Consider the following 16,850-nt stretch of genomic DNA (forward strand, 5'->3'; position numbering starts at 1 on the left):
CACCTTAGGCTGCTACTCTGCCGTTCTCCTTGATCTTAGTTCCACAACACTAGCTGCTTTTGGAGCCAGCACAAAAATTTGCCGAGAGGGCGGCGCGGTTACAACGCAGGGGACGCTATTTTGCGCCTCTAACCCGGCGCAAGGGGCTCCCAAGCTTTCTAGTGGCGCTGCGCATTTTTTCTTGGGCCTGCCTTGCCCTTGGGCCTGGTTTGACCGCTACCGGAGAGAGAACCGCAGGCGTAGAAAGGCCTCGTTGCGTTGGCTCTTGCTATGCAGTCAGTTCCGTTTGAGTTCGTTCAGGGTTTCGCGGCTGAGTTCGGTGCAGTCGAGTGCTGCTGGCGCGAGTCCGACAGGTTGTTTACCGGCTTCGTGGCTGAGGTGTGGTTCGCGCAGTTGCCCTCGGAGTTCTGTGCTCGGTGGGCTGCGGTCGTGGGCTACTCCATCCTGGTGCGGGGGCTGTCCTTGGGGCCGGGGGCGTTCGCGGCCTCCATTCCCTGCACTGTCCCCAGTAGCCAGGTGTCCCTCGGCCCTGCTTCTCGCGGGTCACGGGTGCAGCTGCGGGGTTAGTTTCTTAGGGGGCTTAGGCTCCCTTTTTTGCGTTGAATAGGAAGAAAGGATATTTGACTTCAAATATTATGAAAAGACAACTAAATGTTGAACTTTTAATTTTGGTTAAAATTGCTCATTTACCCAATTTTTGATTCTGTTATTCAATTAAAATAAATTTGTTAGTAAAAATACTTATCACCTCGTTGGTGCTTGCTTTATGGTTTGCGCCGTGTAGTTGAAGTGAAGACTTCTTTATTCTGTGTTGCCAAAGTGTTTAACGGAAGGGTGAAATGCAATGAAAAACAAAATGCATGGGTACAATATTGCGCTGCTTCCTGGAAAGCCAGGCCCTAAAAATAGGTTTCTAAGATTCTATAGACATGTAGAAAGGAAAATTCATCTTGATAAAAATGTGTGGAATTTCCTTATAATATTTTTCATGCTATTTTCTGTCGCAATAGCATGGAGACATCCTGGATTAACCAATGAGCAACGAGATAGTTTAATAAGTACTGCTGCGATAATTGGTGCCGCTGGCGCTTTGGTTTGGACGGCAAATGGTATTCACAATCAGTATCATGCGTGTTTGCTTTCAAGAGCGTCAAACTATGTCCAAGCATGGTATAGCGATGATCTTGCTAATTCTCTAAAGGTAATCCGAGGTTTGGTTGGGAATGAATTTGACTCAGTTTATGATGGTCAAATTAATAACATTGATGATTTTGATATAAACCCGGTTCTATCTTTCAAGTATGGAGAACTGGAGTTGCTTGAGAAGCTTTCTGAAGCTCAGCTCAGGATTGCTAAAAAAATAATGTCTGACAAAGAACTAGAAGGGCATGTTGAGAAAGTAGCGTGTTTCTTTGAACAAATGGGGCAGGATGTTAAATTTGGGCTAGTAGATACTGAATACCTAAAAGATTTCTTCTATGTAATTGTAGTTAAGTATTATGAATTGCTGAGAAAATATATCGAATATTGGCAGGACTATCACAGAAGTCTCTATGTCTACTGCAACTTTGTCTATCTTGCTCAAACTTGGGAAAAGCAAGAATATCCGCCAAAAATCCCTACCATATGTCTTCGCAAGAGTATTCTTAGCAAGAAAGACTGCCGCCGAATAGGAAAAAGGAAATTGATTGACTTTGGTTTTCTCAGGAAGCTATTCGGTCAATAAAGATTCAACCGGGGACACTATCTCCCCTAAGACAACACCCTCGCTGAAGGAACACGGGCCGTGCTCTCGCCCCGCCCTTACCCTCTCTCTACCAACCTGCTCTACCAAGCCCCTGCCCTTCTCCCCACCGAGGGGGCAGGGCGTCAAACCTGCTTTGAGGCTGCGATCGCATCCAGCAGACCTACTTCACACCGTTGCTTAGCCTGCCTCCTCCGCTGGGGTTTGTAGACGATACTGAGTTTTACTTGCCAGAGAAAGAGCCAGTCATCCACGTTCGAGCAGCAGCCCGCTTAGGAGAATCTGATTTAGGTGTGAATAGACGGCGATTGGAGCAAATCCGCTTTGCCTTGAAGGACTTGGATATTTAGTCGGTCACAGCCAGCGATCGCGCTTCAGCCCCCGCCCCCTCCTCGCTGGCGGCACACGGGCCGCGCTACCCCGCCGAGAGGACAGGCAATGACCAGACTCCTTTCTGCAAGATGGGGCCTGTTCTTCTGTGCCATTCCATCAGAAAGCCGCTGCACCCTTTGGGTTAGCCTCCTGTAGCCCCACATTGATTGGTGTATGAGGCTGCTTTGCTCGCAGCCTGTTATTCCCCTAGCCACCTGGCTTTCTTTCACGGCAATGGAGGCCAGCGTGGGTAAGGATCAGCTGATGGCCTTGAATATGGTGAAGCTTGCCGCTTACGATGCCTTCCCAGTAGTCGTACTCCATCGCCCTCTCAAGAAAGCGTTTGAACGTTTTAGTTTTGATATCGGCCAAGACGGTATAGCCGCTACAGTACATTTCAATTTTGGTAATTCCACCAGGAGCAGCAGTGGCGATCGGGACACCGCTAAATTTAACCGTGATGTCGATTTCACCTTTTGCGGGCATGGCCTAAAACCGATTAAGGCTTGAGTTAATAGCAGATCCAAAAGATTAGCGTGATCTATGCCCCAGGAAAACCTGATAGACTCCATGTCTGCGAAGGTGCTGACGCAGAACGACTGGAAGGCCATTGCAGAAAGCGCTAGCCATCACATCTATGCTCAAGTGCTCAAGCAGGAACTGGTCGCCGCGGAGAGCTTGTGACTCCAATCTTTAAGCTGATAAGACCTACCGTTTTTCCCTTACCTGTTCTGGCGAATCTCCCCCATAGTGGTCTTTTTGTCCCGGAAGCGATTCGAGGGCAACTTACCGCAGCTCACCAAACCTTCCTGCCCCATCAAGACTGGCATTTGGATCAACTCTACAACTTTCTGCCAGCGTTGGGAATCACGATGTTGCAGGCCACCCACAGTCGCTACGTGGTGGATTTGAACCGATCGCTGAAACCCCCATACTTTGGCAACTTCTGGAGTTCTGCGATCGCTGAGAAAACCGCCTTTGATGTGCCCCTGTACCAAACCAAACCGTCAGCACAGGACATTGAGCAGCGGCTAGAGGACTACTATCGTCCTTATCATGCCGAGCTGAAATCCCAGCTCAACCAACTGATTGAGCAATTTGGTCAGGTCTATCTGCTTGACCTCCATAGCTTCTATGGCCCCATCACCGATGATATCTGTCTGGGCAATGCCAATGGCAAAACCTGCTCAGATTTCTTCATCGATACGGTGGACAATGCTTTTGCCCAGGTCGACTTTGGGGTAGTGCGCAACAAAGTCTTTAACGGTGGCTACATCACCCAACATTATGGCGGTTTACCCAAGCATGAGGCGCTTCAGGTTGAGGTGCGCTACCCCGTTTATCTGGATGAGAGCCAGTTGGCAGAGTCCAGAGTTCCCGATTGGCAGGTGCCTCACTTCGATCAGGCCAAGCTGCGATTCAAGACGGTATTCGCACAGATTGCTGAAACCTTTTCTGAAAGCTAATTGTGCTTGATGCCTTGGCCAACTCTTAAACCTGAGGTTCTGGTAGTTTCAGTGTGCCGAACTTGGGCGACCAAAACTCCCCACGGCTCTGAAAAAAGGCCACCTCTTTGCACTTGCCGCGCCGATTCTCAAGCAGGGAACAGCGCAGCATGACTTTGTCTTGCCCGTCTTTGGTGTAGGCATGGCGCTCCAGCAGGGCACCGCAGACGGGGCAGGGATGGTCGGTAAACAGCTCTGAATTGGTAGCCTGGCGCTGGGCCTGGGGCAGGTCGTAGCGCTTGGCCCTGGCATCCCAGAACATCACCGTACCGCAGCCTGCACCGGAGCATTTGAGGAAGTGCTTGGCTTTCATCTTCTTGGAGCGAGAGGGAACTTTAGTCAGTGCCTCCCCGCAGGTGGGACACTTCGTCTTGGTCGGTTGTCCGTTGGTGAGCTTTGCTTTAGTGGGGGTCGATCGCTCAGCAGGCATCCCGCCCGATGACGGGGGATGCTCGGCAAAGGTCGGCAGGGAGAGAAGCTGGGATTTGGCCTGGGCGATCGCAGGGGCAAAATACCCCCGATTCCAGCCAATCAGGTAGGTCTGCCACTCTTGTTCTCCTGTGGCGATCGCATCCAGCGCCGTCTCCATCTGGGCGGTGAACTCAGGCTGAATCAAATCCGGCAAGAGCTTCTCCAACGCTCCATCAAGCTCCAGTCCCAACGCCGTTGGCTGCAGCTTGCCCTGGAGCAGGCCCACGTATTCTCGCTGCCGCAAGGTTTTGATGGTCGGCGCATAGGTACTGGGTCGGCCAATGCCTTTTTGCTCCATCAGCTTCACCAGCTTGGGTTCGCTGTAGCGGGGTGGCGGCTGAGTTTGCTTGGCATCCGCCTGGGCCTGGTCGAGCTGGAGTCCTTGCCCCTGGGTGAGAGCAGGCAACACCGAATCGCCGCTGAGGTTATTCCAGTAGCGGGTGTACCCGGCAAATTCCAGCACCTGACCGCGAGCTTCCCAGTAGGCGTTGCCGGATTGTGTGACGATGCGCGTTTTGCGCATGCGGGCTGGGGCACATTGCGAGGCCACCGCCCGGTTCCAGATCAGCTCATAGAGTCGGGCCTGATCGGAGGAGAGTTCTCCTTGAAGCTGCTGGGGCAGATGAGTCACATCCGTGGGGCGAATCGCTTCGTGGGCCTCTTGAGATCCTTTGATGGCCCGATGCTGGGTGGTTTTGCGGGGCACGTTGGTAGGGTCGTGATGCTCGAGGTACTGGCGCACTGACTCACAAAAGGGCGCTGAGAGAATCACCGAATCGGTGCGCATGTAGGTGATGTGGCCCTTTTCGTAGAGCGCCTGGGCCACTCTCATGGTGTGCTCAGGGCTGAAGTGCAGTTTGGAGCCAGCGGCCTGCTGCAAGGTTGAGGTAATGAACGGAGCCGGGGGCGATTGGGTGGTTTGCTTGCCTTCGATTTGAAGCACATGGTGGGGATGGGTTTGGGCGATCGCCACCAGCTGATCCGCCCGCTCCTGAGATGTCACCCGCTCCGATTCTTTGTCTGCCCCTGTGTCTTCCCCGTCTTTGGCTGAAGCCTTCCGCTGCGGCTCGGGGCTACTGCGGTAAAAGGCTTTGAACCCCTCCCGGTAGGTGACCCACACGCTCCAATAGTCCTGGGGCACAAAAGCTTGAATCTCGCGTTCCCTGACACAGAGCAAGTGCAGCGTCGCGCTCTGGACGCGGCCCATGGATTTTGCGCCATTGTTCAGAGGCCAGACCACATGGCGACTGCCGGTGTAGCCCACCAGTTTATCGAGGCAGTCGCGGGCTCGTCCGGCGGCGACGAGGTCTTGGTTGAGGGTGCGGGGACGTGCGATCGCCGCCCTCACCGCCTGTGGGGTAATCTCGCTGTAGACCACCCGCTGAGGATTGCGCAGATTCAGCGCCTGCTGGAGGTGCCAGCCGATGGTTTCCCCTTCGCGATCGGGGTCAGTGGCGATATAGACGCGATCGGCAGCTTTGACCGCTTGGCGCAGTTCGGCCAGCACCTTTTTAGAGCGGGCATCGCGGGGCTGATAGCGACAGTCAATGGACCCTGCCCCCAGGTCAAAGCCCAGGGCATCGTCGCCATCGTTGGCGAGTTCGCGCACATGGCCCATGCTGGCCTTGATCACCCAGCCTGACCCCAGGATTTGCCCCAGTTTCTTTACCTTGCCGGGGCTTTCAATCAGCAGCAAATTGGGCATGGTTGCCTCGAGGGTTTATCGGGAGTATAGGTGCATTAGTTTAATAGTACACGTGAACTTAGAATTCTCAGCGTAAGGCTTCTATCTCAATGACCTGCTTTATGCGCTGGAGTTTGATCTACGGCACATCCAAGAGCGTGACTTGGTAGCATCCGGAGAGATGCGGCGGATTGTGGATACAGCCTCCGCTCAATCCTCTGGACAGGAGCTGTAGAGCGCCTTTGGCGGGTGGTTGCAGTAGAATCAAATCGAACCCACAGCGTCCTCAATGGCGACTCAGATTCCATCCCTCTCTGCACCACCGGGCTATCGACCTCAGGCCGACGATACTGGGGTCGAGACCGATCTGCTGTGCTTCTTAACGGGTGACAACATACCTAAAGCGCTTGCTGCATCAGGGATAGAGCATAGAAACCTCGCTGAAAATAGCGGTGTTTGTGGGGTTTGAGTGCTATCAGGTGGCGCGCCCAGTCGGCCCATAATTCCATGGCATAGATCCAGCGATGGCCATAGAGGCCGAGACTAAAATCACTCTGGCGAGGCGTCTTGTCGTGGTGCTCTTGGATACGCCCAGCATACTGCTCTACCCCGAGGTGTTTCATCTGCTGCCCATACATCGTGGCCCAACTGTAGGCCAAGGCGATCAGCAACACTAAGGCTAAAAACCGAGAGTCATTCACCTTGGCATTTTCCAGGTGATAGCCGCCCGTCTTGCAATCTTTGAAGAACTGTTCAATGCCCCAGCGACACCGATAGACCGCTAAGGTTCGTGCCAAGGTAGGCAAATTAGACAAGATATACCAGGGCTCTTTAGGCCCCTTTTGGCGGTACTTTCGCTTCCAATAGACGGCTAAGTTAAAGGGGCCAAGGCCATCGCCTTTATTGCACAAAATGCCCTGATAAAACCGAGACTGTCCTGGCTGGAAGCCCAGGTCTCTGAGCACACGGTAGTCGCCTTCAGAATCGGTTTGGAAATGAAGCGCTTTTTTCTGCCGGAGCGCAAAGAACACCCCTCGCTTATCCAACCAGGCCGCCAGTTTAGGGCTATGGAACTCCCGGTCACCCAGCACGAGCACCGGATAAGACTTGAACAAGGATAGGGCCGTTTTGAGGAGTCGCTGTTGCGTTGTTAGGTCACTACTGCCCGTCTGCCCTAACAACTCCCAATAGACGGGTAAGGCGTGAGTCCCCCATACCACGCTGACCATAAAGATATTCCGTCCTCTCCATTCCGTGCGGTCGATAGCCAGAATCCAATAGCCATATTGATGATGTTTGAGCGTTCTTAGACGGCGGCGTTGGTCGCGGTTCAACCCCCGTCCCGTTTGCACTTGCCGAATCCAATACTTGAGCAGTGGAAACCACAGCACCTTGAGGGTAAGTTTTGGCAGCGCTAAAAATCGCTGTAAGTTGCGTTTTCGACTTTGATACTGAATCGGCTGAGGAAAGACGCTGGCTAACACCGAGAGTTTGACCTGTCGGTGGGCCTGTAGCAATAGCAACAACAGCTGCAAGGTCAAGTACTGGGCTTCACTCAGGTGGGTGCGAAGGGTGGTTTGGTAGAATGCAGGAAACATATTGATTAGGGGGAGCCGCATTGGGGTTCCCTATTTTTTTGCCCCTCCATTGTCTCAAACCCTTATACCGTATGATGTTGATGGCCCTTGTCACCCGTTAAGGCTGTGCTTTTATCTGCTGCGCCAAAAAACCGTTGCTGAACGGTTACAAATGGGAGCCCAGCTCACCCGCAGTGCGCGTCAGTTTGCCCTCAATTGCTTTCATCAGCGCTTTGCCCAGCTCACGCCTCGGCAATTTGCTCGCAAGATCGCCGAGGCCTGGCTCCAGGAGCATTGTCCCCCTGATTATGTGCCGGGAGGTTCAGAGGTGTCCTGGATTCAAGATTCGATTCAGCTCGCGGTGGAACTCCATCAGATTTTTGTTGCTGAGGATATTCCGTACTACGTCACGGGTGGGGTAGCGGCGATCGCGTACGGCGAGTCACGCACGACTCAAGACCTAGATGTCGTGTTGTTTGTCTCCAGAGCCGTGGTTCCGGCTTTGGCCAGTGCCCTGGAACAAGCCGGATTTTACGTTCCTGGGGTAGACGATGTGGTAAGTGGGCGAATGCGGACGCTGCAAGTCACCCAGGTTGACACCATTTCTCGGGCTGATTTGATCATTGCCGATGACACAGTTTACGAGCAACAGAAGCTGGCACGGCGGCAGGCCTATAGGCTCACGAATGAGACTTCCATTTATCTGGCGTCTCCTGAAGATTTAGTGGTCAACAAGCTGCGTTGGGGGCAGCAGAGTCAATCTGAAAAGCAGTGGCGGGATGTGCTGGGTGTCTTGAAGGCTCAGCAAGAGAGCCTGGACTATGAGTATATGCACCGCTGGGCACCGGAATTTGATCTGGCCGCCGTGTTAGAACAGGCCACGGTGGAGGCTGGAGTCAGAGAAATAGCCGATCGCCAATGGGCCATGGCTATTTATCCCATGGTCAACCGTGCTTTCGAGATCGCCCAAGCGCGTAACCGTACTACTCAACCCAGTTTTAACCTCGATATTGTCGATGGCAATCTGTACACCCTGACCCGAGATGGCACGGCTCAAACCCTGGCTGTAATTGCCAAGGCAGATGATCGGGAAATTGCTCGATACGATTTACAGGGCACTGTATTGGCGTCCAGTCCGTCTTTAAACGATCGGCAGCAGTGGCGGGCCATTGCTCAGCGGCTGTGAAGCTACCCCATCAAACCAGCTCCAGAAACCGAGATGAGCAGGATTGCAGGGAGAGCTGCTGAATGCAGCGATCGAACTGATCAACGTCAGTTTGGCCCAAGTGGCAGGTTTGGATAGTGCCCGCTTCGGCCAGCAGCAACGTGCCTGGCTGCTGAGCAGAAATCTGCAAGCTCCCCTCGAATGAGCTTTCAATTCGGTATAGCCATCGCCAAATCAGTTAGGCCAGTCTACATAGCACTCGGGAGCGATGGCTATACGCCAGTGCGCCGCCCCAGTTTTCGCCAGTGGTAGTGACCCTGTCCTAGGCGCAGTGGCCATCGCTATAGTTGTGTTCTTTGTAGGTTGGATAGCCTGAATTGGCTGATATTCTCGCTACCGGTCTTCGCAAACAATCCTCCACCGCTACCTCGGGTCTGCGCCTGAACACCATATCCGTGATCAATATGGCCACAGCCGGTCTGGCCATAGCCTGGATCTCCTACTTCAACGACGGCTCCTTTCCCTGGGGTGAGGTTAAGGCTTGTCAACTACGTTTATGGGATTTGCGCAGACTTAACCCTCTTCTACCAGGTTGACCCCAGCGGGAATCTTCGCGATCTTGAAGCCGGTGATGCCGTAGAGCAGTGACAGAATGGGGCTGGCGATGTTAAATACCGCAAAGGGAAAGTACAGAAACGTAGACACCCCCAGGGTGACTGCCATGAAGGCACCGCAGGAGTTCCACGGGATCAGGGCCGAGGTGACGGTGCCCGCATCAGCCGCCAGGCGCGACAGGTTTTGGGGCTGCAAGCCGCGCTTTTGAAACTCCAGGCGAAACATACGGGCGGGCAGCACCAGGGCGATGTACTGATCGCCTGCAAAAATATTCAGGCCGATCGCCGTGGCTACCGCTGTGGCAAATAGTTTTCCCTGGGTGCGCGCCCGCAGCAGCACCGGGTTGATCAGCATGGTCAGCATGCCAAACTCCTCCATGAGGGTGCCAAAGGTGACCGCCCCAATAATGATCCACAGCGTGTAGAGCATGCTGTCCATGCCGCCGCGCGAGAGCAGCTGATCGACGTCGGCAACGCCAGAATTTTCGCTAAAGCCGTTGGCCATGGCCAGCCAGATGCCCTTAAGGAAGACGATCGGCGTGGCGGTGCCCGGTTCATTCACAAACCGCAGCACCGCCTCGGGTTGCAGCACCACCGCCGTTAGCCCCCCCACCAGCGCCGCCGTCATGATTGCCAGGGAGGGCGGCACCTTGCGGTAGGACATAAATCCCAAGAGGAACATCGGAATCAGGGTCAGGGGGGTGATCCAGAACAGCTCGCCGAGCTGGGTTAGATCGGTGGCCGTTTCGACTCCGGCGGTGACTTCGGTCTGGCTGCCGATGATGGTGAACACAATCAGCGCAATGATGAAGGCTGGCCCGGAGGTCCAGAGCTGGGCCTTGATATGGGCATACAGGTCGGTGCCGACCATTTGGGCGCTGAGCACCGTGGTCTCTGAGAGGGGGGAGGTTTTGTCGCCAAAGTAGGCCCCGGAGATCACGGCCCCGGCGGTGACGGCGGGGGAGACCCCCAGGGCGATCGCAATCCCCACCAGCCCCACACCAATGGTGCCCGCCGTTGTCCAGGAGCTGCCGATCGCCATCGACACCAGCCCGCAGATCAGCGCCGAGGCCACGTAAAACCAGCCCGGCTGCAAAATCTGAATGCCGTAGTACACCAGGGTGGGAATCGTGCCCGCCATGTTCCAGGTGCCGATCAGCGCCCCCACCGCCAGCAGAATAAAGATGGCGCTGGTCACCGAGGCCACCGCCTGCCCCCCGGCGGCGCTAATCGCCGACCAGGGGTGGCCGTTTTTGAGGGCGACAATAGCGGCCACCATGGCGCTGAGAATCAGCGCCACCTGCACGGGGCCACTGACCGCATCTAGCCCGAACAGCGTGACGGCACCGCCGATCAGCGCAATTAGCATAAGCAGGGGGAAGATCGCATCGAAAAACGAAGGCGGGCGCGGCGATCGCGGCCCTGAGTCAGGCTGAGTCATGGCAGTCTCCGGTTGGTGAGGGGTCAATAGATATAAACCAAGCCCGCCCCATCGATATTGAGGGAAATATCCCCAGGGGCAACGCTGGTGAGGGGCACAATGTCGGCGGTGATGGTGTTGCCCTCGATGTCAATCTGCGATCGCACGCTTGCCTCCTGTCCCAGCGGATAGACAAACAGGTTGACGGGCACCGTGGTAAACACTAGCTTGGCCGACTCGCCGGGAGCCACCTCCACATTGGCCCCGCCCGCAAAGCCTATTCCTAGAGGCCCGCTTAGCACGTTGTTGATCTCGATCTCGATGGGTTCTGCCGGATCGACCTGGCCTACCGTGCGAACGGTGGAGGTGTCCGGCACCCTGGGGCGAAAGATAGATCGCACCTGGGCCGTGGCTCGATCACTGGGCCAGATCAAGGCTCCAAAGGCCAGCAGGCCAATCAGAATTAAGCGGCGTTTATGGTGCATGGTTGAACATCCTGTGTAATCGTTTTTGAACAAGTCTTAGAGGGCGTTTGAAAAGTGAGTCGTTGTAGCTTTAGTCACCTGCTGATCCCCCCTGCCCCCCTTAAAAAGGGGGGTAAAAGTCCCCCTTTTTAAGGGGGATTTAGGGGGATCGTCATTTCTGCTACAAGAGAGAGGACTTTTCAAACATCCTTTTAGCGTTCGGGGGTAGGCACCTCGCCCGGCACGTAGCCAGGCAGCCGCCGCGACGGTACGATCACCAGCAGCGCCAGGGCCGCCAAAAACAGAAACGTGAGCTTCAGGGCGCGCAGTCGAGCGGCGGCGTTGATGGCGATCGCCTCATCTACCTGCGCGGGGGTAGCGGTGGTGGTGGCCAGGGTGGTTTCGAGGCGATCGTTGCTGACAAAGGTGACCTCATCCAGGTTCACCTGCTGGATCAGCTCTGGCGGAAGGTTGGGATTATCCATCACGCCGCGCTGGATATTGAGGCTGAGAATGCCCACCACCAGCGCCCCGGCCAGGGCGGTACCCACCCCCGCCGCCAGGTTGTTGATGGTGCCCCGCAGCGCTCCCACATCGGCGGCCAGTTCCTTGGGCGACGATGTAACCAGCACGTTAAACAGCAGCGTCACCAGGGAGCCCTGACCCAGACCCACCAAAATCAGACCCAGGATGACGGGCAGGGTACCCCACTCGTTGTTCATTACAATGGCGAGCACCACCATGCCCACCGCCACCAATATGAACGCCTTGCGGGCGATCTGGCGGGGAGAGAGGCGATCGAACACGCGCACAATGGAGATCGCCGCCGCAAACACCGCTAGCTGGTAGGGAATCATCGCTACCGAGGTGTCGAGGCTGGTGCGGCCCTGCACCATTTGAATGTAAAGGGGCACCAGAAAAGTCATCGCATTGCCCAGGATGACGATGGACATCATGGAAATCGCCGCCGCCTGCTCCTGGCGCGAGTCAATCACCTCCAGCGCCAGCAGCGGTGTCTGATGAGCCGCCACCCGTCGCTGCGCCCAGGCCACAAACAGCTGTACCCCGATCACGCCGAGCACGATGAGAATCGGCGCGGGGGAGATGCCCAACGGGGCCAGGGGAGCCGCAGCCCTGGCCAAAACTAAGCCCCAGCCATTCAGGTTGTTAAAGCCGACGCTGATAAAGATGATCGACAGGGCGGCCAGCACCACGCCCACCCAGTCAATCTTGACGCCAGGAATTTTGGGCACCCGCTTCAGCCGAAAGCTGAGCAGCAGCACCACCGCTGCAAAGGGAATGATGATGCCAAAGGCCCAGCGCCAGCCGATCCAGGTGCCAAGAGCCCCGGCCAAAAAGAAGGCGGTAACGGTGGTAATCGCCTGCACCGCCCCAAGAATGCCCAAGGCTTTAGACTGCTGCTTGCCCCGGTAGTTGTTAGCGATCAGCACCACCAGGGTGGGTACGATCGCCGCCGCCGCCAGCCCCGCAATCAGCTGGGCCACAATCATGATCTCAGCGCTGGTGCTAAAGGTCATTATCACCATGGCCAGCAGCAGCAGCACTGTGGCGATCTGGAAGACCAGCAGGGAGCCAAACTTTTGGCCCAGCTTGCCCCCCAGCATGACAAACCCCGCCACCGAGAGGGAGTAGGCGACGATCGCCGTGCCGACCGTAGTGGGCGCGGTGTTGAATTCGTTGACAATGTTGCCGATGGAGACGGGCAGGGCGTTGATGTTGAGCGACATCTGCACCTGGCCCATGCCAATCACGACCATGGGCAGCCAGGAGTCCTGGAGTTCGGCATCGATGTTGGGGGTGGGGGGAGATTGGGCAGTCATAGGGGTGGATGGGTAGAGGGTGGATGGGTGGATTCCGAAAATCCCCTCCTGGGAGGGGTAGGGGTGGGTTTGTTTGGGAGGGGTAGGGGTGGGTTCGGTCCAGACCCTTGACCCACCCCGCCCGTTGGGCACCCCTCCCAGGAGGGGAGGAGTCACGTGTTCGGACGGGAGGCGAACAAATTTAGGCCCAGCTGTTCCGAGAGAAACTGCGTCACCAGCTGTCCCTTGACGCTGTTGCCCGCCTCATCGAGCGGCGGGGCAAAGGTGGCCAGGCCGCCCTTGCCGGGAGAAACGGTGACCAAACCACCGCTGACGCCGCTCTTGCCGGGTAGTCCGGTCTCGTAGAGCCAATCGCCAGAGTTTTCGTACAGCCCGGCGGTGACCATAACGGCGAGGACGTGCTGGCAGTGAATGGGGTCGATGATGGCGTCCTGGGTGACGGGATTCACGCCGCCGTTAGCCAAAGTCGCCGCCATCACCGCCAGATCCCGAGCTGTAACGTTGAGGGAGCACTGCTTGGTGTAGATATCGGTGGCCTCGACCGGGTCAAAAAAGATGCGATCGTAGGCTTGCAGCAGCTTGGCGATGCCGGTGTTGCGCTGGTTGGTGGCCGCTTCTGACTCGTAGACCGCCTGATTGAGGGAAAGATCTCGCCCTGCAAACCGCGACAGCTGGGCCTGGATGAACTGCCACTTGGCCTCGGCGGTGTCGCCGGGGGCCAGGCTGGTGGTGGCGATCGCCCCCGCATTCACCATTGGGTTATTGGTGCCTTCGTCGATGCGCTCCAGGGCAATCACCGAGTTGAAGGGCAGGCCGGTGCTGTTTACCCCCAGCTTTTCCTGGGCCACATCTTCGCCAATGGCCTGGCAGATCAGGGCAAACACAAAGGGCTTCGACACGCTCTGAATCGAGAATTCGTAGTTGATGTCGCCCATGCCGTGGATCGCGCCGTTAACGCCCACGACGCAAAGGCCAAACAGATCCCGAGGTACCGCTGCCAGGGCAGGGATGTAGTTGGCGACTGCGCCGTCATCGATGGTTTTGAAGCGATCGTAGGCGTCATGGACTAGGGCCTTGATGCGATCGGGATCGGGCAAATGGCCCGTAGAGATGGGCGGGGTTTCGCCATTGGCTCGTGCAGAAGCACTCGCGGCAGCCTCCCGATCGCGTTTAGCCTGATTGCGTTGAGACAGTCGCCATCTATTCAGCCGCATCGTTCGTACCCAGTAGCTTGGCTTTGGCAATCTGAAACTCGTCGTCGGTCAGGGCACCGGCCTCTTTGAGCTGGGCTAGCTGGGCTAGTTGAGCGACCAAATCCGTCGGGGGCGAGGCGGGCTGTGACTCTACAGCGGCGGGCGGGGGCCCCATCTCGATCTGCTGGGGCTGGGGGTCGGTCGCAGATCGGCGCGCTGCTTTGTTGTGCATGACGTTGCTGGTGGCCTGGCTGGAGGCGGTCATGGCGCTGCTGACGACCGAGGCGCGGGCGGCGGTGCGGAGCAGGCTGGGTTGGTTGCGGCGGTTTCTACGCATGGGTTTGAGGAGTGAGTTGTGGGTTGAGTTCAAAATTCAAAGTTCAAAATTCAAGACTCGGCCTGGGCGGCGAGGGCTTCATCGACGATGCGGCTGGGGATGCGATCGCTCAGCACCAGCTGCCCCCCAGCATTGCGTACCGCATTGCCGAAGGCAGTAGCCCAGGTGTTTTCAAACAGCAGGATGGCGGCGAAGGAGTCGCTGTCTAGGCCCTCAGCGATGTCGGTCACATCTTGCTCGGAAATCAGCCCCGCAATGTCGGCCACCAGGGGGTCTAAGAAGCTGTGGTCGATAGTATCCATTTCGTCGATTTCGACCAGGGTGACCTCGCCGCTGTCGTGTTTTTGGACAAACACAATATCGACGATGCGAATCATGCGGCTGTCAATCAGCGCCTTGAGGGCGGTGGCAATATCCTCAGAAATCGCCGCTGTGGGGAATTTGATGCAGAGAATTTCGATCGGGCCGAGGGGCATGGGGGATCTCCTAGTAGCGCAGGGTGAGGGCGATGCCGTGGTGGTCGGCCAGGGAGCCGTCCTCCATCAGCATCACGTCGCCGCCCTTAGCCAGGACGGCTTCGATGATTTCGTCAATGGCGTCGTCCATCACCTCGCTGCCGCCTTTGGCTTCGACAATCTGGAGACCGCCCCGCTCGTCTACCACGCCGGGGACGTGGTAGTTGCTCTCTACCAGCAGCAGTTTGCCGCGTCCTTCGTTGGCCAACTGCCAGATTTCTTGCAGGGCGGTGGAGACTTTTTTCTCGCCCATGGCAGTGTCGAGGGCGGTCAGGGCATCGGCGCGCTGCTGCGATCGCACCGCCTGAATGAAGGGCCACACCTCGGGCACCAGTTCTGACACCGTGGCTTTGTCAAAGTTGCTGGAGAGGGTGCCGACAATCTGCGATTTGTACTGCGACACCTCCTGGAAGAAGGAGATCTGGCGAACCACGCCGCCGACAACGATCGGCAGGGTGTCGTCGTCGGCGTAGGCGGTAAAGGCGCGATCGACCTGCTGAAAGAAGCGGCGGTGGCGATCGTCTACATAGGCAGAGTCGGCGCTGTAGGGTAGGGCGGTGGTAGCACCAGGCCCCTCCATCTGTAGGGGAAAGTCGGTGTTGTTGACCTCTTCCAGGGTGTCGCCGGTACCGGCCAGCAGGCGACTGGCATTTTGGCTGAGCAAAAACACCCAGTAGCGCTGGGCGCGGTGCAGCCCGTAGACCAGGTCGCGGGTGGCAAAGCTCTGGTCAATGATCACCCGCTGGGGCACGGTGAAAGGCAGGTAGAATTTTTTGGCAAAGTCGTGGGCGACAAACAGCGCCAGGCCGTCGAGGGCGTAGGTGTAGTCAATGTCTGCCACCAGGTCGTCCAGGTTTTTCAGCAGCGGCTCTAGATCGCGGGCAGAAAATTCCTTTGACAGACGCTCCTTGGCGTTGGCCACCAGGTTTTTCACCAGAATCGGGTCTTGCTTGTTGTCAGGGGAGGTGCGGTGGGTGGGCAGCAAAATCGACAGGGCAGGAACCTTGGTGAGGGCTTGCAGTTCCTTCAGGTCGTGGCGGGTAATCATGGAGGTGATCCTGTGGGGTTGAGCGGTAGGGTGGGAAATGCCCACCCTATGGTTAGGATTAAACTAGGTTTGAATGCTGAGTTCTGTGGTTAATTCAAAACCCAAAACTCAAAGATATAATGTTCTCCTGTTAATATCCTTCTTCAATTCAAAATGAAACTTTGAGGTGCGGTATTTCAGTTCACTCTCATGGGAAGATACCGTAACGTGCCATTCATACAAGTCCTACCTGAATATCCCCGACTTGCAGGAGTCATTGCACGGAAATAACCCTGCGTGGTATTGGTTTAAAGTAGGGATTTTGTGGCCGGATTGGGTATCAAACTGAGGACAAACCTGACGCTAAAAGGTGATGCATGAGATAGTAGTCCACACTATCCTGAATGTCAGCTTTATATTATTCAATTAACAAAACTGGCTTTCTGAGCACTACTGCACCTTTTTTATTCCCAAAGAAGGAACGCCCTATGTTTGAGGTGTCAGGTCATTCCAAACATAGGGAAAGTGAGATGACTTGCAATAAAAGTAGATGAACTCTATAGGAAAATCATAGGAATATCGAAATATTTTTTATGAGCAGGCGAGACACCCGGGGCGGCATTCCCCCGTCGCAGCAGCGCCCGTACCCGCGCCAGCAGCTGCGACACATCGCAGCCCTTGACCACATAGTCGTTGGCCCCGGCGTCAAGCCCGGCCACAATGTCGTTCGGGCTGTCCTTGATCGTGAGCATAAGCATGGGGGTGCGGCTGCCCTGGGCACGTAGACGGCGGCACACCTCTAGACCATCCAGGGAGGGCAACCCACGGTCGATAATCAGCAGATCGTAGGGTCAGCGACTCGCCAAGTCTAGGCCGGTGGCCCCATCGGCGATCGCATCGACAGCGTAGCGATGGCTGACT

Annotated in this window: 18 protein-coding genes; 6 read left to right on the forward strand and 12 right to left on the reverse strand. The window is 56.2% G+C overall.

What is annotated here, in order from left to right; translation table 11 throughout:
* Positions 1-270: 270 nt before the first annotated feature.
* From LEPTO7104_RS0100385 to LEPTO7104_RS37740, 3 genes are all read left to right on the forward strand, one after another.
* A complete protein-coding gene (locus LEPTO7104_RS0100385; protein WP_017296554.1) occupies positions 271-567 on the forward strand; it encodes a hypothetical protein in 297 nt (98 codons plus the stop codon).
* A gap of 277 nt (positions 568-844) precedes the next feature.
* Positions 845-1,726 carry a DUF4760 domain-containing protein gene (locus LEPTO7104_RS0100390; RefSeq protein ID WP_017296555.1) on the forward strand — a complete coding sequence of 294 codons (882 nt, stop codon included), beginning with the start codon at positions 845-847 and terminating at the stop codon, positions 1,724-1,726.
* A 170-nt stretch (positions 1,727-1,896) separates the two neighbouring features.
* Entirely contained in the window at positions 1,897-2,094 is a 198-nt protein-coding gene (locus LEPTO7104_RS37740; protein ID WP_083886972.1) for a DUF1499 domain-containing protein, read from the forward strand.
* A gap of 229 nt (positions 2,095-2,323) precedes the next feature.
* Here LEPTO7104_RS37740 and LEPTO7104_RS39750 read toward each other — a convergent pair whose 3' ends face one another.
* The gene (locus LEPTO7104_RS39750; protein ID WP_155523463.1) at positions 2,324-2,602 is read right to left on the reverse strand and encodes a hypothetical protein; all 279 of its coding nucleotides are present in this window, start codon (positions 2,600-2,602) and stop codon (positions 2,324-2,326) included.
* 57 nt (positions 2,603-2,659) lie between these two features.
* Between LEPTO7104_RS39750 and LEPTO7104_RS39755 the strand changes: the two genes are divergently transcribed.
* Positions 2,660-2,800 (forward strand): hypothetical protein, encoded by a 141-nt coding sequence (locus LEPTO7104_RS39755; protein WP_017296557.1) that lies wholly within the window; start codon positions 2,660-2,662, stop codon positions 2,798-2,800.
* Positions 2,797-3,582 carry an N-formylglutamate amidohydrolase gene (locus LEPTO7104_RS0100405; protein WP_026072241.1) on the forward strand — a complete coding sequence of 262 codons (786 nt, stop codon included), beginning with the start codon at positions 2,797-2,799 and terminating at the stop codon, positions 3,580-3,582. The genes LEPTO7104_RS39755 and LEPTO7104_RS0100405 overlap by 4 nt, the downstream gene beginning before the upstream one ends.
* 25 nt (positions 3,583-3,607) lie before the next feature.
* Here LEPTO7104_RS0100405 and topA read toward each other — a convergent pair whose 3' ends face one another.
* Positions 3,608-5,797 (reverse strand): type I DNA topoisomerase, encoded by a 2,190-nt coding sequence (gene topA / locus LEPTO7104_RS0100410; protein WP_017296559.1) that lies wholly within the window; start codon positions 5,795-5,797, stop codon positions 3,608-3,610.
* Between the two features lie 377 nt (positions 5,798-6,174).
* Positions 6,175-7,374, reverse strand: a complete 1,200-nt coding sequence (locus tag LEPTO7104_RS0100415; RefSeq protein ID WP_026072242.1) for an IS4 family transposase — start codon at positions 7,372-7,374, stop codon at positions 6,175-6,177.
* Between the two features lie 151 nt (positions 7,375-7,525).
* Between LEPTO7104_RS0100415 and LEPTO7104_RS32120 the strand changes: the two genes are divergently transcribed.
* A complete protein-coding gene (locus LEPTO7104_RS32120) occupies positions 7,526-8,539 on the forward strand; it encodes a hypothetical protein (RefSeq protein WP_017296561.1) in 1,014 nt (337 codons plus the stop codon).
* Positions 8,540-8,549: 10 nt separating this feature from the next.
* Here LEPTO7104_RS32120 and LEPTO7104_RS39760 read toward each other — a convergent pair whose 3' ends face one another.
* The 9 genes from LEPTO7104_RS39760 to LEPTO7104_RS39225 form a co-directional block, all read right to left on the reverse strand.
* Positions 8,550-8,708, reverse strand: a complete 159-nt coding sequence (locus LEPTO7104_RS39760) for a hypothetical protein (protein ID WP_017296562.1) — start codon at positions 8,706-8,708, stop codon at positions 8,550-8,552.
* Between the two features lie 383 nt (positions 8,709-9,091).
* The gene (gene nhaC, locus LEPTO7104_RS0100430) at positions 9,092-10,573 is read right to left on the reverse strand and encodes a Na+/H+ antiporter NhaC (RefSeq protein WP_040695221.1); all 1,482 of its coding nucleotides are present in this window, start codon (positions 10,571-10,573) and stop codon (positions 9,092-9,094) included.
* 23 nt (positions 10,574-10,596) lie between these two features.
* Positions 10,597-11,037 (reverse strand): hypothetical protein, encoded by a 441-nt coding sequence (locus LEPTO7104_RS0100435; protein ID WP_017296564.1) that lies wholly within the window; start codon positions 11,035-11,037, stop codon positions 10,597-10,599.
* Positions 11,038-11,228: 191 nt separating this feature from the next.
* On the reverse strand, positions 11,229-12,857 hold the full coding sequence (locus tag LEPTO7104_RS0100440) for an MFS transporter (RefSeq protein ID WP_017296565.1): 1,629 nt from the start codon (positions 12,855-12,857) through the stop codon (positions 11,229-11,231).
* 152 nt (positions 12,858-13,009) lie between these two features.
* The gene (glsA, locus tag LEPTO7104_RS0100445; protein ID WP_017296566.1) at positions 13,010-13,954 is read right to left on the reverse strand and encodes a glutaminase A; all 945 of its coding nucleotides are present in this window, start codon (positions 13,952-13,954) and stop codon (positions 13,010-13,012) included.
* 103 nt (positions 13,955-14,057) lie between these two features.
* Positions 14,058-14,387 carry an SHOCT domain-containing protein gene (locus LEPTO7104_RS0100450; RefSeq protein WP_017296567.1) on the reverse strand — a complete coding sequence of 110 codons (330 nt, stop codon included), beginning with the start codon at positions 14,385-14,387 and terminating at the stop codon, positions 14,058-14,060.
* A gap of 50 nt (positions 14,388-14,437) precedes the next feature.
* Complete coding sequence (locus tag LEPTO7104_RS0100455; RefSeq protein ID WP_017296568.1) at positions 14,438-14,863, reverse strand: DUF6325 family protein; 426 nt, start codon at positions 14,861-14,863, stop codon at positions 14,438-14,440.
* A gap of 10 nt (positions 14,864-14,873) precedes the next feature.
* Positions 14,874-15,950, reverse strand: a complete 1,077-nt coding sequence (locus LEPTO7104_RS0100460; RefSeq protein WP_017296569.1) for an AOC03_06830 family ribosome hibernation factor — start codon at positions 15,948-15,950, stop codon at positions 14,874-14,876.
* Positions 15,951-16,486: 536 nt separating this feature from the next.
* Positions 16,487-16,771: a response regulator transcription factor gene (locus tag LEPTO7104_RS39225; RefSeq protein WP_225887070.1), complete on the reverse strand. Its 285-nt coding sequence runs from the start codon at positions 16,769-16,771 to the stop codon at positions 16,487-16,489.
* Positions 16,772-16,850 lie beyond the last annotated feature (79 nt).

The sequence above is a fragment of the Nodosilinea nodulosa PCC 7104 genome, from assembly GCF_000309385.1.
GTDB classification, from domain to species: Bacteria; Cyanobacteriota; Cyanobacteriia; order Phormidesmidales; family Phormidesmidaceae; genus Nodosilinea; species Nodosilinea nodulosa.